This is a genomic window from Gimesia fumaroli, from assembly GCF_007754425.1.
GTDB classification, from domain to species: domain Bacteria; phylum Planctomycetota; class Planctomycetia; order Planctomycetales; family Planctomycetaceae; genus Gimesia; species Gimesia fumaroli.
Window position 1 is genome coordinate 4695167 of sequence record NZ_CP037452.1, and the last position, 26681, is coordinate 4721847.

Sequence of the window (26681 nt, forward strand, 5' to 3'; positions counted from 1 at the left end):
AATGAGTTCGGAACCACAACGATTTTTGATTAATCTTAAGTAACGGACTTCCATTCAGCACGTGAAATGCGAAAATGGGTGTAGGAAACCTACCTGCGTGCCCCCCCAATAGTGAATCATCCAACATACGTTGATGCGTCCACGTAGTAGCAGTAGACCGGTTTTTGCGCTAATTCATTCAGGGAAAGAGGTTTAATGTCTGTTTTGAAAACCAATCGAACTCCGAATCGTTTCATTGCCGGATTTTGTTTTCTGAGCTTACTCGGATTAGCAGTGGGCATGTCGTTTCTCACTCCCCAAGTCTGGGGCGAGACAAACGCGAAGACAGCCAAATCGAACGCAAAAGCAGCCTCGAATTCGGCAAGTGGACAGCGGATGCTGGATGCAATCAAATATCTGGCTTCAGATGAACTGGAAGGACGCGGCGTTGACACTCGCGGCATCAATCTGGCCGCAGAGTATATTGGGAAAGAGTTCAAAGCCGCCGGCCTGAATGTACAAGCAGTCAATGAGAGTGCCTTCCAGAAGTTTACGATCAATACCGGCAGTAAACTGGGCCCGACGAATGAACTCCAGTTAACAGGCCCCGATGGGAAAACGATTCCGCTGGTCTACGATAAAGACTTTCGCTCCTGCTCATTTGGAGGTTCCGGGAAGTTTGATGCGGAAGTGGTTTTCTGCGGATATGGAATTGACGCGAAAGATGTAAAATACAGTGATTACGCTGGTGTCGATGTCAAAGACAAGGTGGTGATCATCATGCGCCGCACGCCGCAACAGGGTGATAAAACCAGTCCCTTTGCCGGTGCGCATGGAATCTCGCGCTACGCGGCATTGCGGTATAAAGTCAGCACAGCGTTTGGAAAAGGCGCCAAAGCCATTTTATTCGTCAACGATCACTATTCGACCCAAGAAAACAAAAAAGAAGCAAAAGAACTTGAGGAAGACGCGGTGGAAGAGCTGATCACCGCTACTGAGAACTGGGAAAAAGCCAAAGATGGCAAACAGGCCGAAGCAGACCGGGAACTGAAAAAAGCCTTGCACAGCGTTCAGCAGACGCGCAAACGTTTGAAAGAAGGCAAATTTGACGAGCTCATGAAATTTGGTTACGCCGGTAGCGGCGACGGACGTTCGATTCCCATCGCGCACATTTCCATCGAAAAATGTAACGAGCTGTTCAAAGACGCCGGTAAACCAACACTGCAGGAACTCGAAAGTCAGATTGACGCTGATCTCAAACCGGAAAGCTTTGCTCTCCCAAAGTGGAAAGCCAAAGGGGAAATCTCGGTTAAGCAGATTCGGACAGAAATCAAAAACGTGATCGGTGTGCTGGAAGGTAAAGGGCCTCACGCAGACGAAACGATTGTGATTGGCGCCCATTATGACCACGTCGGCTATGGTGGCGAAGGTTCTCTCGCTCCCGGTTCAACCGATGTCCATAACGGAGCCGACGACAACGCATCCGGTACAGTCGCGCTGATTGAACTGGCACGTAAGCTGGCAGCCCGCAAAACACCACTTCCAAGGCGTCTGGTTTTCATCGCGTTTACCGGTGAAGAACGAGGACTGATCGGGTCGGCTCATTATGTCAAGAATCCTCTGTTTGATATCAAGAACACGGTCGCCATGCTTAACATGGATATGGTCGGTCGCCTGAAAGACGATAAACTGACGGTGTTCGGAACAGGTACTGCCCCCCGCTGGAACAAGCTGGTAAAAGAGACCGCCAAAGCCTATGACCTGAAACTTTCACTCAAGCCGGAAGGCTTCGGCCCCAGTGACCACAGCTCCTTTTATGGAAAACAGATCCCCGTTCTCCACCTGTTTACAGGAACACACAGCGACTATCACCGCCCCTCAGATGACTGGGACAAAATCAATATCCCCGGCATGGAGCGAGTTATCGGATTCCTGGAAGAAATCGCGATTGCGACAGCAGAAAACCCCAAACGGCCTGAGTACGTCAAAATTGAACGTCCCGCTGCCACCATGCGGTCGGGCAATCGTCCTTACTTTGGCAGTATCCCTGACTTTGGCGGTGAAGGTCCCGGGTATCACATTTCCGGTGCTTCTCCGGGTAGTCCTGCGGATAAAGCCGGCCTGAAAGCCGGTGATGCCATCATCAAAATGGGGAAGACCAAAATCGGAGGCCTCGATGATTTCGATCTCGCATTGCGCATGTTTTCGCCCGGCGAAGAAGTCGAAGTCACGGTGATGCGCGACGGAAAACGAGTGAAGCTGAAGGTCAAACTGGGCAAACCCAAATAAGCCGTTTTGTCATTTTCGCGTATAAACCAACGATACACTGCCTGTGTAATCGCTTTTCTTACGGCCTGCGTTCGGAAACGAGTTATAAACCTGAAGTAAACCAAATCTCAGATTCCAGCGGTCTTTATTATCCAACTTGAACAGCAACCCAGTTTCGGTTGTGACACGTAAAATCTGCGCCACATCCACACTGGGAGTCCAGGTCTGTTTGTGTTCCAGTTGAGCATGATCAGAAAGAGGCCAACGGAATTCGATTTCCACGAATACATCTAAAGTAGTACGGCGTAAACGGGGGCTATTATAAATTTCGCGCGTTCCACCAGGACCAACACGTAAAATCAGACGTTTGTCTTTTTCGTTAATAAACCGATATCCTAAACCAGCGGAAAGTGTACCACGCCAGTCCAGATTTTCGAATTCATCATACACATTCTTATTCGTTACGAAGACAATCCAATCTGTAGTTCGAGCCAGGTCCAGAGTCGCATTTCCATACCAGCGATTGGCATCCCTGACACCGTTCGACTGTCCCCAACGGCCACCAATTTCAAATTCAAACATATTATCGTTGTCTGATTTTTCCAGGAATAGACCAGTGGTTACATAATCCCGGTCGGTATTTCCCGCCAGAAATGTCCCCCCGATCTCCATCCGTTTTGTCCAGACCTCAACATAATCCCAACATTGATCACAGACTTCTTCGACCTGCTTAAAGTGAGACTCGTTTTCTTGCTCTGGCATCGGCGAAGCATCCAATGGATCCGGGACCGGTACCTGATCAATCACTGAGGGCAGTGGTGGCAATGCTGTATTCTCATTATTGACCAACAGTGCTTCTTTCGATGAGGAGTCTGCAGACTCTTCTTCAGTCGAGTTGTATTCAAGACGATCAACCACACCCAGCATAATCGAACGTACCTGTCCGTCTGAAAGACGAAACAAAATATTCCCGTCTTCAAAGCCGATGCTTTCACCTGAAAAATATTGTCCATCTTTCAGATACAGGGTCTCTGCTGGCGCAGTCTCGCCGGCACAGACATCGCCAGCACCACCGAAAAAAGTAGTCAGCGAAACTAAAACCAGAAAAATCAAATAGTGAATTTGGGGAAAGAGTCGGTAACGACCCATGAAACCGTTCATGGCAAGAAATCAACCACAGTAATGAGAATCGCAGAAATGAAATAAGTCAGACTTGAGAAGGGGCGATAATTCTAGTCGTGGCAGCGATTTACTGCAATGTGTTTATTTCACTGTACTGACACACGTACCAAAGAAATCTTTTCTACGATCAAACCCAGTAACAAATCAGCTAACTCATTGAACAGAAGAACCTTAGACAACATTTGCGGTTTATCCATCTTCCAGGCGCGAGTGATCCTCGTCATGTATAACGATAGAAGGGAACACGACAATTCTGTCAGTTCTATCCCCTCAGAATCTGATTGACACCTTACCTGATCCGCACAACTGGACCTTTTGACTGTCTGTCACTCTTACCTTATCTCCTCCTGCCGGCTCTTCCGGTACCGACTCATTGAAAAACGGGGCAAGATTGCGAGTACTTCAGACCTCCCCTCATTTTGCATGCTAGAGTTTTTTTGATTCCAGTTTGTTCCCAGGTAAGAAATATGAACAGGCTGATAATTCAACAGATCAATTTAAATAACAACACTCAGCAAAAATGGCGGTACAAGCCTGTTTGACAACATGATTGTTGTCTGTCGTGAGGGGGGAAGATTTAATTATGGGATTCTTAAAAAGATTCTTGAAGACGACCTACCGAGATAGCTCCGCGGGAAAATCGCGCAGCAGTTTCGAAAGTCTTTCGGAAGATCAACTGGAGACGCACTTGAACATTGCCAAATATGGTAACTTCATGCTGACAGACGCAATTCGTCCTTCCTATGATCTGGAAGTCGTACCACAGGCAGGGTACCGACACGATGTTTATACAGACAAAGAAACGGGCATCAAAATTCCGGTGCTGATGGCGTCGGCCTCCAAAGAAATTTTATTTGACCTGTTCATTGATCTCCTGGACCCACTTGGCAACGAAGTTGATGTGGTTCTGGAAACCAGTCACGAAGGTTCAAACAATCATCACCAGGATTTGTACCGTGAGCACATGGACTTGCCTGTTTTGAAAAGTACACTTTATGACTACGAAGATCTGTTACTGAATGACGGGTGTGCCGGCATCGCTGTTCTAAATCCCCTCATTCCACTGGAAGTCCAGTTTGATGAGCACAAGCTTCTGATCATGTATGGTCAGGGAATCGAACAGTTTGAATACACGCTGGAAGAATATGGCATCCCACACATTTCAGATCTGAAATTCATTACGGAAGCCGAACACGTTCATTCATCCAGTGATGAGTCAATTGAAGAACTGGATCAGCTGAAGTATCGTCTCGGTATTGATTTCGAATAAAAGGATTCGAAATCAATTCAGAGATCGAATGTGGAAATGTTCCGGCTGACCTTCGATTAAATGGACTTCCTGATCAGCAACGCCCCCCTCAAACAGTTGGTGCACTCCGGAAGGCCAGGTCACTTCGAGTGATTCAATCTGCTTAGCATCTCCCAATCCAAAGACAAGCGTCCGCTGATTACTTGCGAAGTACCCATCACCGGCCGTCAACTGTCGAACCAGAGTCTGGCCTTTGGTTTTGACACGAACAGTTGTACCAATCGCATCCCGGCTCGATTTTGTTCCCGTCAATCGGACCACCAGGCGATGTCCGTGATTTTGTGTTAAATTTTCTAACAACACAAAAGGTTGGTCGAGACTCGAAACCGCTGCTTCTTCTAATCCATCACGATTCCAGTCCAACCGCGCCAATCCCCTGCCCAGTCGTGGGGTTTGAAAGAACGTGCCGAGCTCGGTTGGTTTCAACTCCTGAAATTGCCCTTGCCCCTGGTTTTTCATGAACTGCGGCTGCATCTGGTAAGGAAGATCCTGGGCCGTTAAATCTTCCACATGCCCATTCACGATCAATAAATCCAGCAGGCCATCGAGGTCGGCATCGAGAAACTGCGTTCCAAAGCCTAATTTGTAAGTAGTCGAATCTGCCATCCGCGCCGCCTGGGTTTCATCAACAAATGAGTCGGGACTCACCTGTTTATAAAACGTATTTGTTTCGCGATAATAATTTGTGACATAGAGATCCAGTAGTCCATCGGCATTGGCATCACCGGCGGCAATTCCCATACAGGCTTCCGTTCTCCCCTCTGCATTGAGTGCCAGGCCAGATAACAGTGCCTGCTCTGTAAATGTCGGCTGTTTTGTGCCTTGATTGACGAAGTAAAAATTCGCAACCGCGTCATTGGCAATGAAGAGATCAAGATACCCAGTGCCATGCAGGTCCGCAGCGATGATGCCTAATCCCTTTCCCTCCGGGACCTCGATCCCTGAAGATGACGTAACATTTTGAAATTGTCCGTTTTGTTGATTGGCAAAGAGTTGATCCTGCGCGGCAGGAAAATTTAAAGGCATGCAGGAACGCTCTGAGCCATCGGCATTTTTGCAGACGCGGTCAAAGACATCAGCGCCCATCAAATAATTGACGGCATAGATTTCCGGTGCGCTATCGCCGTTCAAATCAGCAACGAGACAACTGGTCGTCCACTGATCGGCGGTTCCCTGTGCCTGGTCTGTTTCGGTATAAGTCCCATCTCCATTATTGAGGTACAGGCGATTCAGACCAATATTGCCAACGTAAATATCAGCAAACCCGTCATTGTTCACATCGCCGATTGAGACTCCCTGACTGAATCGAGATTCATTCAAGCCAGCCTGTGTTGTCACATCCTGAAAGGTACCATTTCCAGAATTCAAATACAGACGGTCGCGATAGAGAAACTGCTGTTCATCCACAGGCCAGTTCGCTCCCTGTGTCAAATATAAATCAGGCCAGCCATCGGAGTTGAAGTCGAGTACTCCGACTCCCCCCCCGGTAAACTCATACATTTTATGATGATTCTCAGGCCAGTTCTGCCCATTAAAATATTGAAATGCAATCCCGGCACGAGCGGTCACATCTTCAAATGAGATGCTGGACTCGATCTGCCTGTTCCCTTTGCTGGAAGTCGCACTTTCAGCTTCATGTTTTGACTTGGCCCCCAAACCTGGCAAATTCAATCCTTTAACAGGATTTTTTTCATCAACCACCCGGGTTAGCTTTAGTTCTGCCAATTGAGGCTCCAACTCCTGTTTCACTTGAAACGCCCAGTCTAATTGGGGGTTAAGTACTAAGACCGCCCGGCTCCAGCCATAGGCTTCCCACACCAGTCCCAGTTCCTGTGCCAGCAAGACTGCTTTTTGAGCCGCTGCTAAATCCTTGTCACCATAGGCAACTTTCACCAGCCCTTCATACGTCTGTAGTTTTTTCGAATACTTTAACAATCGTTCGGCTTCTGCTTTTTTTCCTTCCTGCAATAATAATTGGCCCAGTTGATAGCAGGCTATCGAATTCGCAGCATCGCGTCTGAGCGCTTCTCCATAACAAAGTATGGCTGACTGCCTGTTCCCTTGCTTTTGATACCACTGCCCTTCTATCCCCCAGACATCCGGAAGCTGACGATCCTGATCAGACAGTGAATTCTGCCAGTTCAAGAACTCATCAGTGTTCCCGGCATTCAACAGAATTTTTCCTAACAGTGCATGGGCCTGACTCAATTCAGGTTGAATCGAGATCAGTTTCTGTAACCGTATTTTTGCTGCCGCGTACTTTTGCTGGTCAACTTCCATCCGCGCCAGTCCGAGTTGCACCAGTGGATCGTCCGGCTTTCCCTTCTCATACTCTGTGAGTAACTGGGGATTTTCCAGTGAACGATCTCCCATAGACAACAGATACACCAGTAGTGCATCAATTTTATCCTGCTGCATCAGTTTTAACCGAAACGGAATGGCTTGCCAGCCGCGCGACGTGAGCCCATAAATAAAGGACAGTCGTTGCAGCACGGTCTCTTCATCTGGGTGCGATTCAAGAACTCGGTGTAACTCGTCCTGTGCAGCAGAGAGTTGTTTCAACTCGAACAAAAACAAGTCTCCCGAACGGCTCCGGGCCTTGAACGATTCACGACTTGCACTATCGGGAACATAGTCGTAGTAGCGAATCGCTTCTTTGAAATCTCCAGATTTGAGAGCAATTTCAGCCCCCAGCATCGCCGCGTCCACTTGATGCGAGGGGGTTTCCAGCAGTCTTTCTATCTGCCGTTTTGCTTCCTGGTCGTCTTGATTACGAACGGCTTTTGAAGCCCTTTGGTAAATGGCATCCGGATCCGGATCAAATAGTCCCGAAAAAAAGATCGCCACTCCCAGCATCAGGAGTATCGCGATGATACTGAAAACACGAATCAAAATACTCACACTTTCATTCTGCAAAATAGGGATAGACGCTCAGGACGACATGGTGACATTCTCCCACTGCTGTCCAATCCATTAAACGGTGACATTCTCCTGCTTTTCAACCTCAACGGGTGGTGCATTTGGTTTCGTCTGTTTTACGACACCAGGCCTGAGTAGATTCAAGCCCCATTGCTTGGCATCCATCGTTAAACTGAATAAAGTCGGCACCAGCACTAACGTAAACAGAGTTGAGACAATCAGTCCCCCCAGTACCACACTTCCCAGTCCGCGATATAATTCACTCCCCGACCCCGGAAAGAGAACCAGTGGTAACAATCCGAGGACTGTGGTTGTGGTCGTCATGAAAATCGGTCGAATTCGGGTTCGGATACTTTCCAAAATCGCTTCCCGCGGCGTCATATGGTCTTCGTTAATATGGTTCAGAGACTGGTGAATAATCAAAATCGGGTTATTCACCACAGTTCCGATCAAAATTACAAATCCCAGCATGGTGAGCACATCCAAGGTCTGCAGCATAAACAGATTCAACACACTCAGCCCCAGAATTCCGCCGACAGCCCCTAATGGAACACTGAAAATAATCACGAACGGATACAACCACGATTCAAACAAAGCAGCCATGAGCAGATAAGTGATCATCAGCGCCAGAATCACATTAAATTCAAGTGCCGCCCAGGTATCACGTAATTTGTCAGCGGTCCCCGATAACACAATGCGATAGCCGCCCGCAAGCTGGCCATTTTCGCGCATCGGCTGCACAATTTCCGACTGAATCTGGCTCATCGCATCTTCCAATGCCATTGCTTCAGGCGGAGAGACTTCAATCGTAATCGCTCGTTGACGCTCGCGATGATTCACCTGTTCCGGGCCACTGGTTATTTTCACATCGGCCAACGCTTCCAAAGGAACGAGCGAACCCATCGGCGTCGCGACAGAAAGCGCTTTGACATCCTGCGTATTTTGAATGTGCCGGGATTGTCCGACGATTGTCAAATCAATTTTATCGCCTCCCAGATAATAGTCGCCAGCAAATGCACCATCAATCAACGCATTTGCGGTATAACCCAGGTCAGCGCTGCTGACGCCCATTTCGGCTGCTTGAACCAGTTTGGGCTGAATATGAACTTCCGGACTGGAAAGGTCCAGGCTGGGAATCGGGCGAACCTGCGCTTCGGGAATCATCTGTTTCACTTGCCCCAGAACCTGACCTCCCATACCAACCAGTTTTTGTAAATCAGGGCCAATGATTTCAACTTCAATCGTACGTCCGCCGGTCAATCCCCGTTCGAATAGACTCGACTGCTTTGCCACCGCAAACGTACCAGGTAATTTCATACCCGCTTTCTGAACGAGCGGGATTAGCTCGCCCACGCGTTGTGAATCAAAGGCACGAATCCCCATAAAGACCTGACGTCCCCGGGCAACGAAAAAGAAATCGCCAATCACCGGATAGTCCAGTTTTTTCGCTTCCTCACTATTGGGGTCCACATCCCAATAAGGCCGTAAATCAGTTTCCACACTCTCTCCCAGTTCCATTAACTGGTTGAGGTTGTATCCGGGGGGTGGCAGGAGTATCGCAAAAATCAAATTGCGGTTCCCGGTCGGCAGATATTCTACTTTCGGCCATAACTGCCAACTGATACCAACGGCAGCGCCAACAAGTAGTCCCACGACCAGCAACCGTCGGATCAAACCACTCTGAATCCAGTGATTCACACCAACAACCATACGGACAAACGCAGCGCCAGCCCCTTCGATCGGGCCGACCAGTGTGCGATGCAACCAGTTCTTCTTCACAGCCGCATCAGTCTCGGCTTGTTCCTGGGAAACGGCATGAACATCTTCAAGGTCCTGCCCCTCTCGCTTATGCAATAAACGTGCAGACGCGGTTGAGATCAGGGTCATGGAAACCACCAGCGAAAGTCCCACTGCAGCACTAATGGCTAAAGCAATATCCTGAAACAACTGACCTGCTTCTTCCTGGATAAAAACGACTGGTAAAAAGACTGCAATCGTCGTCAGGGTTGATGCCAGTACGGCCCCCCAGACTTCTTGTGTCCCTTTAATTGCCGCCTGAAACGGTGATTCTCCCAAAGAATAACGACGGAAAATATTTTCCAGCACCACCACGGCATTATCAACGAGCATCCCGACTGCAAAGGCCAAACCAGCCAGACTGATTACGTTTAAGGAGCGTCCCAATGCGCCCAAAATCAGGAACGTACCAATAATACTGGTGGGAATCGCCAAACCCACCACCAGGGCACCACGGGCAAACCAGAACCCGGCTCCAATAATGAATGCCAGACTGACGACAAAAAACCAGGGAGAAATAAATGTCGCTGCAACCGCAGTGATAATGATCAACGGTACGACCAGCAGCGTGCGGACTCCCAGATGCAGGAACGACATCAACACAATCATCGTGAGCGCCCCACCGATGAAAATGTTGTTCTTCACCAGATCAACCGAAGAATAGATATAGTCGGTTTCGTCATAAACCTGAACTAACTGTAAGCCGCGCGGCTTGAGAATATTCTCATCAATATCCTGAACAGCGACACGCAAACCATCCATAATATCTAACACGTTGGCGCCGGTTTCCCGAACGCAGTTAATTGCAATACTTGATTCACCAAACCGCCGCACCAGACCATCGGGCTTCTTATATCCCAAACGGACTTCCGCGACATCCCGAACATAAACGGGGGCACCATCGCGAACTGCCAAGAGTTGATTTTCCACTTCTTCTATATTGCGAAACTGGCCCAGCGTTCGCACGACCCAGCGTCGCTTGCCTTCCCAGAAGTCACCGGCAGACGTATCTGCATTCTGGCCTCGCAACACCCTACGCACATCAGCAATCGTTAATTGCCGTGCAGCCAGTTGTTCCGAATCGACCACGACCTGTAATTCATCTTCCAGCCCCCCTAATACATTCGACTGGGAGACACCGGAAACACGTTCAAAACGAGCTTCGATTTCATCTTCTGCAAAGCGACGCAGCTTCGTTACTTCAAGGTCTTCATCGGGTAAGATGCCCCCTCTGACTTCGGGGTACTCCTGTGCCAATAGTCTCAACCGCAACATCGCTAACCCCGGGTTGGGGGTATTCCGAATAATATCCAGCTGTTCTTTTAATTCGGGATGCGCTTTCTGAAATGTGACAATTTTTTCATCAGACGGTAAGCGGCTGCTGAGAATGAACCAGGCAATTGGTCGGTCGGCAGCATTCGCGGTGCTGATAATCGGCTGATCGGCATCTTCCGGATATTCCGGCACCTGCTGCAGACGAGAATTCACTTTCAGTAAGGCTTCGTCCATATTCGTCCCGACCAGAAATTCCAACGTGATCGAGCCTTTGGAATCAGCACTTTCCGAACTCAGTTTGGTAATTCCCTCGACACTTTTCAGCTGCTCTTCCTGTTCCAGAACAATTTCACGTTCGACTTCCTGGGGACTGGCTCCCGGCCAGCGCGTTTCCACAGTAATCGTCGGTCTCTGAACCTCGGGCGTTAATTGCATCGGCATGCGGATGAGTGCCACCAGTCCGAACAGAACGGTCATTAACACACCGACGGTCACTTTTACCGGATTGTGCACAATGGCATTAATCAAATTCATTGGACTTCCTCTTTAACCGTCTGTATTAATAGCTTTGGTTTTGGGTTCTGCATCGGGTGACATCACTTCGGTAATCACCACATCCTGCCCGGGTCGCAAGCGTTCATTTCCCCGAATGACAACATGCTCACCTCGTTTCAGGTTTCCTTTGACCTGGATCAGCCGTCCATTGGCAACTCCTACCTGAACAGGAACTGGGCGGGCTTTCCCATAATTTTTCTTATCAGGACTCGGATCCACAACATAGATCATGGGAGTAGGGCCTCCCAGAACCAGCGCATCCTTGGAAACCAGCAGTGCCATTTGTTTAGCACCAGTTGGCAGTACGGCCCGTGCCAACATCCCTGATTTTAACAACGGACCATCTTTTGTAATCGTATTTTTTATTCGCACCTTAACTGGAAAAGTTCGGGCGCGGACATCGGCCTGAGGTATGATCATCACAACGGTGCCGGTAAAAACCTGTTCCGGTATCGCGGGAACTTCCACGCGAACTTCCATCCCTAATCGTACATGAGGCACATGATTTTCCAGAACCTGAACCCGAACATCCACTTCGCCGAGCGCGATGACTTCTGCAACCAGCTCTCCTGAATTGACCCATTGACCGACTTCTGTGTGTTCTGCGACCACGTATCCATCAAAGGGGGTGATGATCGTATGCTTGACGACCTGACTTTCAAGTTTATCTACTAAAGCCTGTTGAATGGCGACCTGGGACTTTGCCTGGGCAATTTTCTCCTTACGGGGCCCTTCTACCGCCAGCTCATAAGCGGCCTGTGCTTCCTGATATAATTCTTCTGCACGGATCGATTCGGAAACCACCTGTTGAATGTCGTCGTCATTCACAGCTTTTCTTGCATACAACGATTCCAGTCGTTTGCGACGTTTCTGCTGATATTCACTATCCGCTTTCGCAGCCTGCATTAGTGCTTTGGCCCTTTTAATTTCATCAGGACGTGAGCCGTTCTCAAGTTCCGCCAGCTCGTGTTTCCGCAAATCCAGTTCGGCTTTCTCCGCGTCAACTTCGAGATTGATCGTATTTGTCAACAACTGTGCCAGCGGTTGTTTCGCTCGAACGAAGTCCCCTTCGTTTACCGGAAACTCAGCAACCCGCCCTCCAACAGCAGACCCGATGGCGCTGCGTTTGATCGGCAAAACGGTCCCCACAAACGTCTGCCCCGATGCGGTCTCACGCTCAATAATTTCTGCCACCCCCACAGTCGCCGGACCGCGCTGTGCCATGAGTTGCCCTGAGAACAGAGCACACACACAAATCGATGCAACAAGACTGGTTGCTACTCTCATAAGAATCCTCAACGTCATATTAAGTGTTTGTCCGCAGTCATCACCGCAGTCGTTCTTTGTTATTTTCTCTGTTAAACGATCTCTACTTCTGAAACTTTCACTCCCAGGTTTTCCTGCACTTGCATTAACAGTGACTTTAAAGTCTCTACCTGTTCCGCCGTCATACCTTGTGTTGCTTTTTTTCGAAGTCGCTTCAGACAGGCCACCATTTGTGACCAGATCGGCCTCGCTTCCGGCAACACTTTCACAACCTTGCGGCGACGATCCTCTAGATCACTATCGCGTTTGATCCACTGATCCCGTTCCATCCGATCCAGAATACGAACCAGCGTCGGAGGTTCAATCATCATGCGTTCGGCTAACTCCACTTGAGAAAGTGGTCCTTCGTAAACCAGCCAGCCAATGACCTGAAACTGACGAAATGTAATTCCGTATGGCATCAATTCCTGATTCAACGCATCCTGATAGAAGTGCGATGTAATGGTGATCCAATATCCCACACTTTCTTCAAAGTCATACTGTAACATCAGTTCCTCCTCTGGAGTGAAACGCCCTTGATTCATTAGCCAGACTAATTATTAGCCCTGTTATACTATCTGAACAAGCCCAATCGCAAGACCTAATTAATCTGCTGTAGAGGCTTTACCTCGATTTACAGAAACGCATGGGTACAAGCCGGTATATTTCCAGCCTGAGCAAAGGACAGAGGCATGGTATCGAAGGATAGAATAAGCGTTAAATCGAAGTAGACACTTATTTTATGAGAATCAAAACGCGTTAGCCGGTTTTGATTGCTCCGCTTCTGCATTGGGGGCACTGGCGAGATTCAAGACACAACGGAATCCGACATCAGCAGGAGGTGTCCGCATATTCTCACCGCTCCGTTTCCAGACTTCCCAGGATTTTTGATTTCCACGCACCACTCGCATACTGGGAACAACGGGGCGTCTGGGGCCAGTCCAGCCACGAACGACACCTGCATCCGACAGGGCCAGTGCAGCCTGATAGGCATTCTGGGAATACCAGTCATCACACCATTCGCGTGCGTTACCAGCCAAATCCATTACGCCATACGGGCTTTGATCTCCGAGAAATGTACCCACCGGATCAATTTGTCCCGGAAGACGTGTCTTCTGCCACAACGCACGCCCATTCCCCCACGGATATTGAAAACCGCTCTCACCACGAGCCGCTTTTTCCCACTGCGTTTCGTGTGGTAGTTGTTTTCCCATCGTCCGTGCATAATTCAAAGCGTCAGTATACGAGACTCCCATCGCGGGAAAATCAGCAGGCTGACCGTCGTTTTCTGCAGGCTCGGGAATCTTGCCTTTTTCTGCAATCATTTCTGAACGCCAGCGTCGATATTTTTCGAGAGTGACTTCATGTACGTCAATATAAAACGCATCCTGGTAGATAGTGAATTCCGGACTGGTATTCTTCTCACCATTCGTCACGCCCTGCACCGAGACCCCGGCCGGAACCAGAACCATCTCACTGTAATCGCGCTCACAGCGAATCCGCTTTGGGAGCCCCCGGTCAGAATAACCGGCTTCTTTAACAGCCGAAAACCCTTTCGGTAATTTAAAAGATGAGTCAGCCGCCGGCTGCTCTGCTTGCGCAACGTTTTTGACAACTTTAAATGTTGTTGAATTAATCTCTGGTTTCTCAGGAAACATCACAGCGACCTGCTCGGTTGCCTGATAGGGAACCCCTGTTTTTTTTACTTCGAAATTGTGAATGTAATCTACGACTTCAAACATATCATCCGGATTGCCTGCCAATTCCGGTTGTTTCGCTTTCACTTTTTTCTTTTTACGAGCCACCGATTTCGAAGGCTTCATTTTCGGCGCACGCATTTGAGAACTCGATGTGTCCCTCAATGGCTTCTGAGATGGTTGCACGACAGGCTGATCTTCACTACAGCCGACGGTGAGCAGCAAAATGACTCCCGTCAGGGTAAAGAATATGACTTCACTCTGTTTTGGATTTCGCAACATCATCAGCACCAACTTGTTCAGACTTATTAAAAACAGAACTTTCTTACCCTTGATTTTATCATCCCTGAAACTGAATAACAGCCTTTTCAGAAAATTCTGATCAGAATGACTCTTGAACGGATTCAATCAGTAGTTGCTCGAAATCCTGCATTTCAGCACATTGACGTGCAATCTGAGGGTGTGCAAAGACGCGAACCCGTTTGACAAAATCATCAAACTGTTTTCGAGCCAGGGTATCTACGACAGGCGAGACAATATGTAATGGCTGGTATCTCGCTTCGCGCGCCGAATAAATTTGGACATCAAATTCTACTTCACGATGCGTGGGTGGTGCATCAATCAGGATATCAGTTGAAGCGACCGTCTGATTCAAACGCTGTGCAAGCCGTCGCGCCAGATTCTCGCTCCACTTGACGAGTGATGAGATCGGCTGATGCGCGATGAGTTCAAATACATCAGCCGATTCATAAAAACTGAATTCAGCGACCCGCTTATACAATAACCGTTTTGTACTGAAAATGCCTTCCACGAGCCGTTCGCAGTCGGTCCCTTTGGCCTCCGCGCGTAACACAGAAATGGAGTCTGCTTCGGTCAACTTAAAATAGTCCGTCAGATCCAGCTTGGGATATAGATGGAAAAACGCACGCGCAAACATCGTACTGGCTGAACGGACTGCGTGATGCCAATAGACTTCGCTGAACATCACATAACGGGCAAACACCATCAACTCAGCCGCGGTTTTTCCTTTCGATCCAATGGCCAGTCCGTCGCCTGCTTCGTTGACCATCAGTGAATGGATTAAACGATTTTTATCAAAATTACGTCCATAAGGCACACCAGCATGCAGGCTGTCCCGATCCAGATAGTCCATCTTGTCAATGTCTATAGGGCCGGATAATATCGATCGAACCAGTCGCATCTCTGTCGTATCAGATTTCGGAACTAAAATATCCAGAACCTCTTCCGGCTCAATGCCCCATTCCGACTTCAAGATGACTGCCAGTTCATGCCCTTCTGACAGAAATTCCCGCGCAAACTTTTCATGCCGGGGAATGCCTTCAAGTGACATGTCTTCAATCAAATGACAGAATGCCCAATGACCAATATCGTGTAATAATGCCGCAGCAATCAGCACCTCAGCCGTATGTACGTCAATGATCGCGGCAAACCGGACATCTTTTCCCAACTGCCACAGATACTGTAGCGCATTATGATAAACGCCTAATGCATGCTCGAAGCGGGTATGTGTTGCACCGGGATAAACCTGCGCCGAAAACCCCAACTGAGTAATATGCGACAAACGGCGAAACTCTTCCGTATCGACGAGCGCACGCACGCGTTTCGTAAAGGGAACATCCTGCTGATAGGGAATGCGAACCAGACCACTGCCTGACTGTAAATTGGAAAGTTCAGGTATCTCTACATAAGGATGGTTCATAAAGCATCAATCAATGTTACGATATTCGTTTCGTGGTTCAGGCTAATAGTGTTGAACGATCATTGGGAGCGAACAACTCTTCCACGACCGTCGCAATCATGGCGTTATCTTCCTGCGCCCCCTCAGAACACATTGCATCCCACAAAACACGCCCCGCCTGGACGGCCCGTTGCACCTTTACAGGTAATAACGTGCTTTGAACAGAAGGACGCAGCCCTTGATTCTGAATCGCTTCCGACAATAAGTTAGGAATCAAATCGATCTGATCAACCGATTCAAAATCGACCATTCCCACGAGAAGTGGATTCACGCGGCCCTGAATCAAAGACCGAACATCGTCCTGATACGCAATCAAAGGCTTTCCCAGAATCCAGGCCATGGCTGCTTCTGAAACCGCACCTTCATCAGGCGTCCGACCGTTCAGATTCCAGACCATCGCTTCACACTCCTCAACCAGCTGATACACATCCAGCGCAAAAATGGCTTCATGTAAAAACTGCGCTGCCATAGGCGTATCCCAGTTCCGTTCCACAAGCACATCCAGTACCAGACGAAACTCCATACCATCCCGGTGAGGTAAGTAAACTTGATATCCGTTTTTTGTTAACTGATCGGCAATGGCCGTCATCTCTTCGCGTTCAGAACGATTAAATAACGGGCCAGCGCAGTAAACGCGAATCTGCTCATCAGAATGTTTCATGGTCAAACCTGTAATGCTTCCCTGCTGCTAGAAAACCATTTAGAATATTGTTTAGATGGGGTCCTGCAAGTTATTGTAGCAATACCCCGATTTTTTTCACCCAAACCAGATTCTTTTCAGCTTTCTTCTCTAAAATTCGTAATCTGAATCGCCTATCTTGTCATCTTCAGAGTGAGTGTACCGGAATCCAGATCGAAATTCATGAATCAAAATACGATAGCATCATCCCAATTTGACAGCCGCCGATTCACATACGGTCTGCTCTGTGTTCTGCTGGGAAGTGGTACGGTCACTCTGGCAGTGCAATCCATTTTCAGCAATCTGGATATTGCCACCTTATATGTCAGCTCCGATCTGTGGCAGAGTCTCATTCCGGCCTGGTCCGGTCAGGTCGAACCGGCAACGCGATCCGCAATCATCCCCTTTTTTCCCCTCATGGGTTACCTGATACTCGCTGCCTGCGGGACCTGGGTTTGTGGTGCGTTGCTGATATCTAAAATAAATCACTGTCCATTCAGAATTACTTTAGCGGAGTGGGGCTGGAACGGATATCGCTGGTGGCTACTGCCAGGCGCGTGGGAAATACTCCGCATTGCCGCCTTCATTCTTGGCTGGACTGGTGCAGAAAGTCTGCTGCTCGCAACATCACAATTCTGGTTTTCCGTCGCCATTGCCGGCTGGATGGCTGCCTTTGCTTCATTGCTTATCCCGGTTTCCCTATTGGATTCTGAACTGGAAGCCGGAGTGGCAAAAGAAGACCGCAAAATCGCAATTCCCTTTTCTGCCTGGATGATGATGGCACTGTTTGTGATACTGTTCACCTTCATGAACTGGCGACTGTATGAAGGCATGCTGGTGCCCCACGGCGACTCTGCCATGTACGAAGAACACCTCTGGAATGTGTCGCATGGAAAAGGCTTTCGCAGCTATCTGGACCAGGGACTCTTCTGGGGCGAGCACATTCAATTTATTCATCTGTTCCTACTTCCGCTCTATCTGATCTGGCCATCACACTTGATGTTGGAATTGTGCGAAACACTGGCACTAGCTACGGGAGTGATCCCCTTATATCGCATGGCTGTGCGCCACAGTCGTTCGACGACCATAGGCAAGGCCATGGTGGCTGCATATTTGTGCTACTTTCCGCTGCAGTTTCTCGACATCGCAATCGACCTGAAAACATTTCGTCCGATTTCGTTCGGGGTCCCCCTGCTACTGTTTGCACTGGAAGCGATCGAATTAAAACGCTGGAAGACGACAGTCGTACTTCTATTGTTCACATTAACCGCCAAAGAAGACTACGCTATCATTCTCGGACCGCTGGGGCTCTGGATTGCCTGGCAGCAATGGTCCATGCGAAAACAGGAAAGTGCTACCACCAAACCGAACTTTCTGAAAACCGTCGCGCCGGGTGTCGGCCTTTCTCTGTTTGCGGTGCTCTATCTGGGATTCGTTGTGAAAGTCGCCATCCCGTGGTTTCGTAGCGGCGAACAGGTGCATTACGTCGGCTACTTCAGCAAATTTGGGAACTCACTCGGCGAGGTCGTTCAGAATATTTTATTCAACCCCGCACTACTGCTGGGCGAACTGTTTCGGCCCGATACTTTTATCTACGGGCTGGCTCTCATTGTTCCATTGGGATTTCTACCACTGTTTTCGCCAAGCCGAATCTTGGTGGCGGCACCGATTTTTGGATTACTTTGTCTGAATGAATTAGCCCACGATCCCCGCCACCACTTTCATGCACCGATTGTTCCCATTCTCTGTTGGGCTGCAGCGTTTGGTGTGGGTAATATTCCCTCGTTCCTTGAACGCTGGAAAGGGAAAATCAAACCAGCGACAACACAAACGTTTGCCATGCATTTCCTCTGGTCCTCGGCCATCGCCACAGGTATCTTCTTCAGCCTGGGACCACTGGGCCTGGTTTTCTGGGATTCCGGTTCCGCCTGGTACTGGCAGAGGCTGTATGTCCCCGGCGAACGAGCCAGGCAGTTTGAGAAAGTGGCGCCTCTGATACCGTCTGACAGCAAAGTCGCATCAACCGATTTCGTTCATCCCCGCTTCACGCACCATGCACGCTCATACGACTACAGCAATTACAAGCGAAAGGTCAACGAGTACCAGTCAGGAGTGCCCGCAGATACTGATTTCATCGTCATTGACACACAACACCCCTATAGCGAAATCAAAACTCCTGATCAGGTCCCCGAATTTCGCGAACACCCCGACCAATGGGAACTGATCCCAGACGAAACAAACGGCTATTTCATCATCCTGAAACGGAAACCGGTACCTGAGTCTGAATTGAAGGATTGAGGGAACTGAATGTCAGTTTAATATTTCCCCAATACGGGGGTTTGCTTCCTGCTGGCAACGGTAATAATGGAGAAGATAACCCAGCCGCCGGTATACCAATCTGGCGCAGCGAACGCAGTAACGCGTTCGCCAATCTAAGCAGGTGGCCCTCGCCGAAACTTTGTGCGAAATAGTGAAAATCAGCCTCATTTCCCAGAGTTTTTTGAAGAATTCACCGACTAGCCCCCCCGTTTCCAGTGACTTGTGATGAATGTCCAGCTAAGGTATGCGGCAAGTGGAATGTCGGTTTTTCCCAGAACCAGAGAGAGGGCTTCAGCCTGCGGGTGATGGGGAATGTATACGGATAATCGTTTAGTCACAGAAAGTTTAAGTCCGTTCGGACACGAGATGGAAACATGGCACAACAATATATTATGCAACTGGAAGGCGTTACCAAAGTCTACGAACAGAAGGAAATTCTGAAAGACATTTGGCTTTCGTTTTTCCCCGGTGCCAAAATCGGGGTTTTGGGGGCTAATGGTGCTGGTAAGAGTACACTCCTGAAAATCATGTCAGGTGAAGATACCAATTTTTCCGGTGAAGCCCGGCCTGCTAAAAATATAAAAATCGGTTACTTCAAACAGGAACCGGATTTGGATCCCAATCAGACCGTTGATGAGTGCATTTCGGAAGCGGTTGCGGAATCACAGGCCATTCTGGATCGCTATAACGAAGTGAACATGCTATTCGCCGACGATCCTTCTCCGGAAGAAATGGAAAAGCTGATCGAAGAACAGGCGACTCTGCAAGACCAGATTGACGCCGCCAATCTCTGGGAACTCGACCGAACCCTGGAGATTGCCATGGATGCGATGCGTGTTCCCCCCGGCGATTCGATTATTGGCAGCTTGTCTGGTGGAGAGCAACGCCGGGTTGCACTCTGTAAAATCCTGCTGCAAAATCCTGACTTACTGCTTCTCGACGAACCAACAAACCACCTCGATGCCGAATCGGTCGCCTGGCTGGAGCGGTATCTGCATAGCTTCACTGGCACAGTTGTCGCCATTACCCACGATCGCTATTTCCTGGATAATGTGGCCGGCTGGATCCTGGAACTGGAACGAGGCAGAGGTCTTCCTTTCGAAGGAAACTATTCCTCGTGGCTCGAACAAAAACAGTCACGTCTGGCAGTGGAAGAAAAACAGGAATCCAAACGTCAGAAATTCCTCAAGCGGGAACTTGAATGGGTACGCATGTCGCCTAAAGCACAGGCTTCCAAAAACAAAGCCCGTATCCAGCGCTATGAAGAATTGGCCGCTGAAGATTATGAAAAACAATCCGACGCGTCCGACATTCAAATTCCGATTTCCCGACCACTTGGGAGCCGGGTTCTCGTTGCCGAAAATGTCACCAAAGGTTTCGGCGACAAATTATTGTTCGAAAATTTCACTTTCGAATTACCTCGTGGTGGAATCGTGGGAGTGATCGGTCCGAACGGTGCCGGTAAAACAACGCTCTTTAAAATGATCATGGGACAGGAAAAACCGGATAGTGGTACACTGGAGTTAGGCGAGACCGTTGAACTCTCGTATGTCGACCAGAGCCGCGATTCGTTGAATCCGAAGAAAACGGTTTACGAAGAAATTTCACAGGGACACGAACACCTGGTCGTCGGCAAGTCAAGCATTCACTCGCGAACTTATGTCGGTCGGTTTAATTTCAAAGGACCAGACCAGCAGAAGCTGGTAGGAGAACTTTCCGGCGGTGAGCGAAACCGCGTACATATGGCAAAACTGCTCCGTTCCGGCGGAAACCTGTTGTTGCTGGACGAACCGACAAACGACCTGGATGTCGAAACCCTGCGTTCACTGGAAGAAGGCCTCGAACATTACAGTGGTTGTGCACTGGTTGTCAGCCACGACCGCTGGTTTCTGGATCGTCTGGCCACGCATATCATCGCCTTTGAAGGGGATAGCAAAGTTCGCTGGTTCGAAGGCAACTATAAAATGTATGAAGCCAAGCGTCATGAGGAACTCGGCAAAGACGCCGACTCGCCGCATCGGATTCAGTATAAGCCACTTTCGCGCTAAAGGCTTACTTGCTTGACTTGAAGAATTCGGGGGGCGATTCTTTTTGAAAATCGCCCCTTTTTTTATTTAACGACGATTTCCTTCGACGCGACTTACTGTCGAAGTCGTACCCAATTCGCTTTTTGTATTCGAATAGAGTTGCCCCTCCTTTTCGGCAGGAGTTCTATTCGATTCAATGCGAGCCAATTCGACTACTTTCCGGGCAGTCGTTAACTGTGCTCTTGAAAAATAAGGCACGCCCCCACCGATGTGGCGATTCTTCTTTTTATTCGCCAGTTCCTGCCAATCCATATGACTGCCCAGATGCCAGGCAATGGCCTGCATCATTTCGAGATCATCTCTGCGGGGATTAAACTTCTTCAGCAATAACACCAGTGCTTTATCTTTGACCTTGGTATCAATGGGTCTTAACTCATATGTTTTAAGACTGGAAGGACAAGGCTTCCCATGTTCCAGACAGACAGATCGCAATTGCAGACGAACTGTTTTTTCCGGAGGAATCGTAAACAGACCCTGAAAGTCAAAATTCTGGTTATTCCCCACCGGTGATAAGTTTCCTCCCACCGCCTGACTATCCCCGGTCTGTGGTTGCTGATTTCCCTGTAACCCCTGCAACAATCCGTTCCCCGGATCGACCTGAGCCAGAATATGGACTGAAGAGACAGCCGGCGGAATTTTCACTGTCAACGGTTCTTTAGTCTGATTTGTAATGAAGACCGATGAGCTATAAGCACTCTTCGGAAAGACTCTGGCAGAAAGTGTTTTCTGCTTGATTCCATCAAACAGATTCACCTCCGGCACATTCGGCTTCAAGCTTAAAGTTGTAATCAGACTATTTTTAGGAGTCCCACTTACCGGATCGATCGAAATTCCACCGATGAGCAACACGACTCCCAGAACAGACAGTAACTGTATTCGTTTGGTCATTTTCCACTCCTGTCTACCAGGTTTACCAGGTCAAACATGTAACGCTTTGGAAATACTGTTCAATGCCAGCATTTATCCAGCAGGCATTTGTACAAGGTCTGCACACAAGAAACGTGTGCTTCTATTTCAGTACAAGAAAATATGATTACCTGTTTGAGCGCAGACTTAAATCTGAGAGGTCAACTGAACGACGATCACTTTACAGGACTTCGAAAGTCTGTGATATTGAGCAAAAATATTGAAAGATAAAAGAATGGATTCAATAAAAGATATGCTGCTCTTTTTTAACAATAACAAGCTGGTTTGAAGATTTCAATTTTTTTTCATAAATATTATTTCACAACTCACTGGAACTCATCTTATGAAAGACTCAAACCGAACTGTGCGCTGGGGAATACTAGGCACAGCACGTATTGCAGAAAAAATCAGCATTGCAATTCATCAGGCAGATAATGCAGAGCTCTCCTGTATCGCCAGTCGTGATCCGGTGAAAGCAGCCGACTGGGCTCAACAACATCATGTGAAGCGAAGTGTCGGAAGTTACGAAGCACTTCTGCAAGATCCGAACATCGATGCGGTGTATATTCCACTGCCTCCCTCAATGCATGGCGAATGGACCGTTCGCGCTGCTAAAGCCGGCAAACATGTTCTCTGTGAAAAACCATTGGCCTTGAATGTGAATCAGGCCAGAGAAATGCGCCGTGTCTGTCTGGAGAACCAGGTTCAACTGATGGATGGCGTCATGTGGTATCATCATCCTCGTGCTCACGAGATGCTCAAACTGATTCGCAGTGATGAATTGGGAGAACATCGTCGCTTCACTTCTGCGTTTACTTTCTGCTGGGATGAAGTCCCTGAAAATGATTTGCGACTGCAGCGTGATCTGGGTGGCGGTTCTCTGGGTGACCTTGGCTGGTATTGTATCGGAGCCGCTCTTTGGGCCTTTAATGAACTTCCCCAAAAAGTGTTCGGTACCGCGCGTCCTTACAATGATGTTGACTATAACTTTTCGGGCATCATGTGGTTCACAAAAAATCGTATTGCTTCATTTGATTGTGGATTCGATGTCAGTATGCGGAAATGGTTTGAACTGGCCGGCACCGAAGGCTCTCTGCTTTGTGATGACTTTACACGTCCCTGGGAGAAACAGAAGCCTGCTTATTATGTCAACGACGGAAACGGTAATGCAACCAGGCATGAAACAGGAAACCCCTTACAGGAAACCTGTATGATCAACCATTTTTGCGACATTATTCGCTCGGGCCGCCTGGAGCAGCAATGGTCTGATCTGGGGATTAATACTCAAAGAGTCTTGAATGCACTGGACTACTCGGCTCGTACTGAAACCGTGGTGAATTTAGCTGACTTCTTCCCCACCTAATATGGCGCATAAAAGAAGCACCCTCACCATTTACGATGATGAGGGTGCCTGAGGTGGAGACTCCCGCCTCGATGCAAGCCTGCTTCCTATTACGGAAACGCTGTGTTACTAGTGGCTCTTAATAGTTGTGGCCACCTCGACGACCTTCCTGCACAGGAGGACGATCGCAGACGATATCGTTCTCTCCGTCACAGAAATCAAACTGGTCGTGGAAATCGCTGCCATAGGTGTAGCCTTTATGGCCTGAAGCACCGGCGACATAGAAACTCTGGTTAATCCGACCGAAGGCACTGCCGACGTCTTCGAGTTCCTGGTTTACGCCATGAGCGACTTCGCTCAGTCCGACAATCATTGCTAACACGGCAATCGTTGACACAAGGACCAGTTCGGACGAGACGATAAATCCCGCCTCTTCGTTCATCAATTGGATCAGCATGATTTTCATGTTGATGGTCTCCAGAAAGAGTTTTGGTTCATTTTTGTTTCGGGTTTAATAAAGCCTGCAGGGTTGGTGAAGCCCTGCAGACTTTCAGCATCGGAAAGAAAGCACGTTTCGGGCAGGGGGCTGATCAGAGTTGATTATTGCACGTCCCATTGACCTGAGCAGAAGTCAGATTGATCGTAGAAGCTGCTGGATTCAGTACAGCCTTTGTGGCCGTGTGCATTGCTCAGCATGTATGACTGATCGATACAAGAAAAGGCACTGCCGACATCTTCCAGTTCCTGGTTCACATTATTAGCGACTTCAGAGAGTCCGACAATCATGGCCAGAACGGCGATGCTGGAGATCAGCACGAGTTCAGCAGAAACAATGAAACCGGCTTCGTCGTTGATCAGTTGGTTGATGATGTTTTTCATAGTTGGTGTCTCCAGGTGGTGTGATATTGTTTTGCATCGAGTTAAACGTTTCAAAGTTGATACTGGGATGTAAAGCAAGCTGAATACCAAACAGGCCAAAGCGTTAAAAAGATTTTACAATCCGTTCAAAACAAGCGACCTAACTCACTGTTTTGTAAGGAGATATAAATCATCCTGATTGACAGTTTTTCTTGTCAGGAACCGGAACCGCCCAAAACAGTGATGAGGTGAGAACGCAACACGAAATAAGACTAGCCGCGACTCATTTGTCTAAAGTCTTTTGAAATAGTGATTTACCGCAATGATGCCTCATCGCAACATGATGAGAAAACTCAACACGAAATTCGGAAACCTGAGTCCCTTGAGAGTTGGCCTGAATAATCCTATCAATTGATAGAGTCTGGTAGAAACAGACGGCGCGCGCCCGGTTTCGGGGTAAAAATTCAAAAAAGTCACTGATATCCATGATTTACTTCGCCTCGTTCTCTTGACCTCTGCGAATAACAAGACATAATCTCAAGCACAGGAACCACGTACGGTTACCTACGGTGATCAATTCACTAATGAATACGTACGTGTTGACTTGCGGGTGTAGCTCAGTGGTAGAGCACCACGTTGCCAACGTGGCTGTCGAGGGTTCAAATCCCTTCACCCGCTCTTTTTTTTCGCACATAGAATCTCAGGGATCTACTCCAGCCCCCATCACAGGTTTGATAATGAGGGGCTTTTTATACTTTAAGTAGTATCACAAAAAAGCAGCGTCGCAGTATAATACTGCCGCCCTCAGATTGAGTGCTGAAATTTAGTAATGCCCCCACAGCTGTTTTCTACACATAAGTAAAGAAAAGGATTGGACCGTGTCTGACGAACTCGCCACAACTGATGCCACCGCTGAAGAAACTGTCTCTGCGGATAGCGAGTACAAGATGTCCGTGACCGCCAAAATCGATGAGGTTGGTCCCTGTAAAAAACATGTCACTGTTACTGTTCCTCGCACAGACATTGACCATTTCTATTCTGAATCCGTTTCAGAATTAGGCGGCCAGGCCACTGTGCCTGGTTTTCGCGTGGGTCATGTGCCTAAGAAACTGATCGAAAAACGCTTCCGTCAGGAACTGACCGATCAGGTCAAGCAACGGGTTTTAATGGAAAGCCTGGAACTGATTGCAGAAGACAATGACCTCGACCCGATCAACGAGCCAACAATCGATGTAGAAAGCCTGGAAATCCCTGACGAAGGTGAATTCCAGTTCGAATTCGAAGTAGAAGTTCGCCCTGATTTCAAATTGCCGGAATACAAAGGCCTGAAATTAGAACGTCCTGTTCGCGAGATTGGTGATAAGGACGTTGATGAATACCTGAATCGCTTCCTGAACCAATATGGTGAAATGGAAGAACGCAAAGGGGCAGCGGAAACGGAAGACTATCTGGAAGTCTCCATCAAATTCGAACACGGTGGCAAACCGCTCAGCGAAATCAATGATCTGGTTGTCCCTCTGCGACCTGTTTTACGTCTGCAGGATGCGGAAATCAAAAACTTCGGTGAATTGATGGCCGGTGTCAAGACAGACGATACCCGCGAAACTGAACTCGAAGTCTCTGAAGAGGCCGAGCAGGTTGAAATGCGGGGTGAAAAAGTAAAAGCCACATTCACAGTTAAGAGTGTAAAATTCATCCAGGTCCCTGAGATCAACGAAGAACTTCTTGAACGAATCGGTGCTGAATCTGAAGAAGAACTGCGAGAAGAAGTCAAAAACATTCTCGAACGTCAGGTGACCTACGAACAACGTCAAACAACCCGATCACAGGTTCTGGATAAAATCACCGAATCTGCTGACTGGGACCTGCCTGAGTCCTTAGTGACCAAACAGGTTGAAAATGCGTTGCGTCGTGAAATTCTCGAAATGCAACAAGCCGGATTTTCCCGTCAGGATATCCAGGCTCGTGAAAACGAACTACGTCAGCAGGCCATTTCCTCAACTCGCAAAGCACTGAAAGAGCATTTCGTGCTGGATAAAATCGCGAGTACAGAAAACCTGGAAGTCCAGCCCCAGGAAATCGACATGGAAATTTACTATATGGCAATGCAGCAAGGCGAAAGCCCACGCCGCGTTCGTGCCCGTATGGTCAAGTCCGGTATGATCGAGAATCTGGAAGCACAGCTTCGTGAACGTAAGGCCGTCGACGTCATTCTGGAAAAAGCAGAATACACCGAAAAAGAAATGGAGAAACCAGAAGAAAATCAGGTCTCTGCCATTGCCCGATCTGTCTGTTCCACATTCGCTGCAACTGCAGGCGAAGAGGAAGAAGCGGAAGCAGACAAAGAATAAGTTTCACAAACTCTTTGTTTTAATAGACTCAATCATGAAAGCGGCACTGTATCGACAGTGCCGCTTTTTTTGATGCTTTCAAATCAATGAACTG

General features: G+C 48.4%; 17 protein-coding genes and 1 tRNA gene. 7 read left to right on the plus strand and 11 right to left on the minus strand.

The genetic code is table 11. The features are described 5' to 3' along the window. Positions 1-195: 195 nt before the first annotated feature. Positions 196-2268, plus strand: a complete 2073-nt coding sequence (locus Enr17x_RS17675; RefSeq protein ID WP_145310987.1) for a M20/M25/M40 family metallo-hydrolase — start codon at positions 196-198, stop codon at positions 2266-2268. A 9-nt stretch (positions 2269-2277) separates the two neighbouring features. On the opposite strand, the gene Enr17x_RS17680 is transcribed toward Enr17x_RS17675, so the two are convergent. Beyond that, positions 2278-3396 carry a DUF481 domain-containing protein gene (locus Enr17x_RS17680; protein ID WP_198000643.1) on the minus strand — a complete coding sequence of 373 codons (1119 nt, stop codon included), beginning with the start codon at positions 3394-3396 and terminating at the stop codon, positions 2278-2280. 616 nt (positions 3397-4012) lie between these two features. Here Enr17x_RS17680 and Enr17x_RS17685 point away from each other — a divergent pair. Beyond that, a complete protein-coding gene (locus Enr17x_RS17685) occupies positions 4013-4699 on the plus strand; it encodes a hypothetical protein (RefSeq protein ID WP_145310991.1) in 687 nt (228 codons plus the stop codon). A gap of 12 nt (positions 4700-4711) precedes the next feature. On the opposite strand, the gene Enr17x_RS17690 is transcribed toward Enr17x_RS17685, so the two are convergent. The 7 genes from Enr17x_RS17690 to Enr17x_RS17720 form a co-directional block, all read right to left on the minus strand. Next, a complete protein-coding gene (locus Enr17x_RS17690) occupies positions 4712-7639 on the minus strand; it encodes an FG-GAP-like repeat-containing protein (protein ID WP_145310993.1) in 2928 nt (975 codons plus the stop codon). A 72-nt stretch (positions 7640-7711) separates the two neighbouring features. Continuing rightward, positions 7712-11263: an efflux RND transporter permease subunit gene (locus Enr17x_RS17695; protein ID WP_145310995.1), complete on the minus strand. Its 3552-nt coding sequence runs from the start codon at positions 11261-11263 to the stop codon at positions 7712-7714. Between the two features lie 12 nt (positions 11264-11275). Beyond that, positions 11276-12571 (minus strand): efflux RND transporter periplasmic adaptor subunit, encoded by a 1296-nt coding sequence (locus tag Enr17x_RS17700; protein WP_232100762.1) that lies wholly within the window; start codon positions 12569-12571, stop codon positions 11276-11278. A gap of 71 nt (positions 12572-12642) precedes the next feature. Then, positions 12643-13098, minus strand: a complete 456-nt coding sequence (locus tag Enr17x_RS17705) for a MarR family winged helix-turn-helix transcriptional regulator (RefSeq protein WP_145310997.1) — start codon at positions 13096-13098, stop codon at positions 12643-12645. Between the two features lie 240 nt (positions 13099-13338). Then, a complete protein-coding gene (locus Enr17x_RS17710) occupies positions 13339-14571 on the minus strand; it encodes a formylglycine-generating enzyme family protein (RefSeq protein ID WP_145310998.1) in 1233 nt (410 codons plus the stop codon). A gap of 97 nt (positions 14572-14668) precedes the next feature. Further along, positions 14669-16006 carry an HD domain-containing protein gene (locus Enr17x_RS17715; RefSeq protein WP_145311000.1) on the minus strand — a complete coding sequence of 446 codons (1338 nt, stop codon included), beginning with the start codon at positions 16004-16006 and terminating at the stop codon, positions 14669-14671. Between the two features lie 37 nt (positions 16007-16043). Continuing rightward, on the minus strand, positions 16044-16706 hold the full coding sequence (locus tag Enr17x_RS17720) for a nucleoside 2-deoxyribosyltransferase (RefSeq protein WP_145311001.1): 663 nt from the start codon (positions 16704-16706) through the stop codon (positions 16044-16046). Between the two features lie 201 nt (positions 16707-16907). Between Enr17x_RS17720 and Enr17x_RS17725 the strand changes: the two genes are divergently transcribed. Continuing rightward, on the plus strand, positions 16908-19022 hold the full coding sequence (locus Enr17x_RS17725; RefSeq protein ID WP_145311003.1) for a DUF2079 domain-containing protein: 2115 nt from the start codon (positions 16908-16910) through the stop codon (positions 19020-19022). A gap of 395 nt (positions 19023-19417) precedes the next feature. Beyond that, positions 19418-21091 (plus strand): energy-dependent translational throttle protein EttA, encoded by a 1674-nt coding sequence (ettA, locus tag Enr17x_RS17730; RefSeq protein ID WP_145311004.1) that lies wholly within the window; start codon positions 19418-19420, stop codon positions 21089-21091. A gap of 66 nt (positions 21092-21157) precedes the next feature. Here the strand turns inward: ettA and Enr17x_RS17735 are convergent, their stop codons facing one another. Further along, on the minus strand, positions 21158-22018 hold the full coding sequence (locus Enr17x_RS17735; RefSeq protein ID WP_145311006.1) for a hypothetical protein: 861 nt from the start codon (positions 22016-22018) through the stop codon (positions 21158-21160). Positions 22019-22379: 361 nt separating this feature from the next. Between Enr17x_RS17735 and Enr17x_RS17740 the strand changes: the two genes are divergently transcribed. After that, a complete protein-coding gene (locus tag Enr17x_RS17740; RefSeq protein ID WP_145311008.1) occupies positions 22380-23399 on the plus strand; it encodes a Gfo/Idh/MocA family protein in 1020 nt (339 codons plus the stop codon). 118 nt (positions 23400-23517) lie between these two features. On the opposite strand, the gene Enr17x_RS17745 is transcribed toward Enr17x_RS17740, so the two are convergent. Both Enr17x_RS17745 and Enr17x_RS17750 read right to left on the minus strand, forming a co-directional pair. Further along, positions 23518-23844 (minus strand): branched-chain amino acid aminotransferase, encoded by a 327-nt coding sequence (locus Enr17x_RS17745; RefSeq protein ID WP_145311009.1) that lies wholly within the window; start codon positions 23842-23844, stop codon positions 23518-23520. Positions 23845-23978: 134 nt separating this feature from the next. Then, complete coding sequence (locus tag Enr17x_RS17750; RefSeq protein ID WP_145311011.1) at positions 23979-24257, minus strand: Flp family type IVb pilin; 279 nt, start codon at positions 24255-24257, stop codon at positions 23979-23981. 585 nt (positions 24258-24842) lie between these two features. Between Enr17x_RS17750 and Enr17x_RS17755 the strand changes: the two genes are divergently transcribed. Together Enr17x_RS17755 and tig are read left to right on the plus strand one after the other, a co-directional pair. Beyond that, positions 24843-24914 (plus strand) — tRNA-Gly (locus Enr17x_RS17755). A gap of 200 nt (positions 24915-25114) precedes the next feature. After that, entirely contained in the window at positions 25115-26587 is a 1473-nt protein-coding gene (gene tig / locus Enr17x_RS17760) for a trigger factor (RefSeq protein ID WP_145311012.1), read from the plus strand. Positions 26588-26681 lie beyond the last annotated feature (94 nt).

What these genes read in the sequence shown, in the direction of transcription:
- Enr17x_RS17675 (WP_145310987.1), top strand. Translation starts at nt 196, where the DNA reads ATGTCTGTTTTGAAAACCAATCGAACTCCGAATCGTTTCATTGCCGGA.
- Enr17x_RS17680 (WP_198000643.1), bottom strand. Translation starts at nt 3,396, where the DNA reads ATGGGTCGTTACCGACTCTTTCCCCAAATTCACTATTTGATTTTTCTG.
- Enr17x_RS17685 (WP_145310991.1), top strand. Translation starts at nt 4,013, where the DNA reads ATGGGATTCTTAAAAAGATTCTTGAAGACGACCTACCGAGATAGCTCC.
- Enr17x_RS17695 (WP_145310995.1), bottom strand. Translation starts at nt 11,263, where the DNA reads ATGAATTTGATTAATGCCATTGTGCACAATCCGGTAAAAGTGACCGTC.
- Enr17x_RS17700 (WP_232100762.1), bottom strand. Translation starts at nt 12,571, where the DNA reads ATGAGAGTAGCAACCAGTCTTGTTGCATCGATTTGTGTGTGTGCTCTG.
- Enr17x_RS17705 (WP_145310997.1), bottom strand. Translation starts at nt 13,098, where the DNA reads ATGTTACAGTATGACTTTGAAGAAAGTGTGGGATATTGGATCACCATT.
- Enr17x_RS17710 (WP_145310998.1), bottom strand. Translation starts at nt 14,571, where the DNA reads ATGATGTTGCGAAATCCAAAACAGAGTGAAGTCATATTCTTTACCCTG.
- Enr17x_RS17715 (WP_145311000.1), bottom strand. Translation starts at nt 16,006, where the DNA reads ATGAACCATCCTTATGTAGAGATACCTGAACTTTCCAATTTACAGTCA.
- Enr17x_RS17720 (WP_145311001.1), bottom strand. Translation starts at nt 16,706, where the DNA reads ATGAAACATTCTGATGAGCAGATTCGCGTTTACTGCGCTGGCCCGTTA.
- Enr17x_RS17725 (WP_145311003.1), top strand. Translation starts at nt 16,908, where the DNA reads ATGAATCAAAATACGATAGCATCATCCCAATTTGACAGCCGCCGATTC.
- ettA (WP_145311004.1), top strand. Translation starts at nt 19,418, where the DNA reads ATGGCACAACAATATATTATGCAACTGGAAGGCGTTACCAAAGTCTAC.
- Enr17x_RS17735 (WP_145311006.1), bottom strand. Translation starts at nt 22,018, where the DNA reads ATGACCAAACGAATACAGTTACTGTCTGTTCTGGGAGTCGTGTTGCTC.
- Enr17x_RS17740 (WP_145311008.1), top strand. Translation starts at nt 22,380, where the DNA reads ATGAAAGACTCAAACCGAACTGTGCGCTGGGGAATACTAGGCACAGCA.
- Enr17x_RS17745 (WP_145311009.1), bottom strand. Translation starts at nt 23,844, where the DNA reads ATGAAAATCATGCTGATCCAATTGATGAACGAAGAGGCGGGATTTATC.
- Enr17x_RS17750 (WP_145311011.1), bottom strand. Translation starts at nt 24,257, where the DNA reads ATGAAAAACATCATCAACCAACTGATCAACGACGAAGCCGGTTTCATT.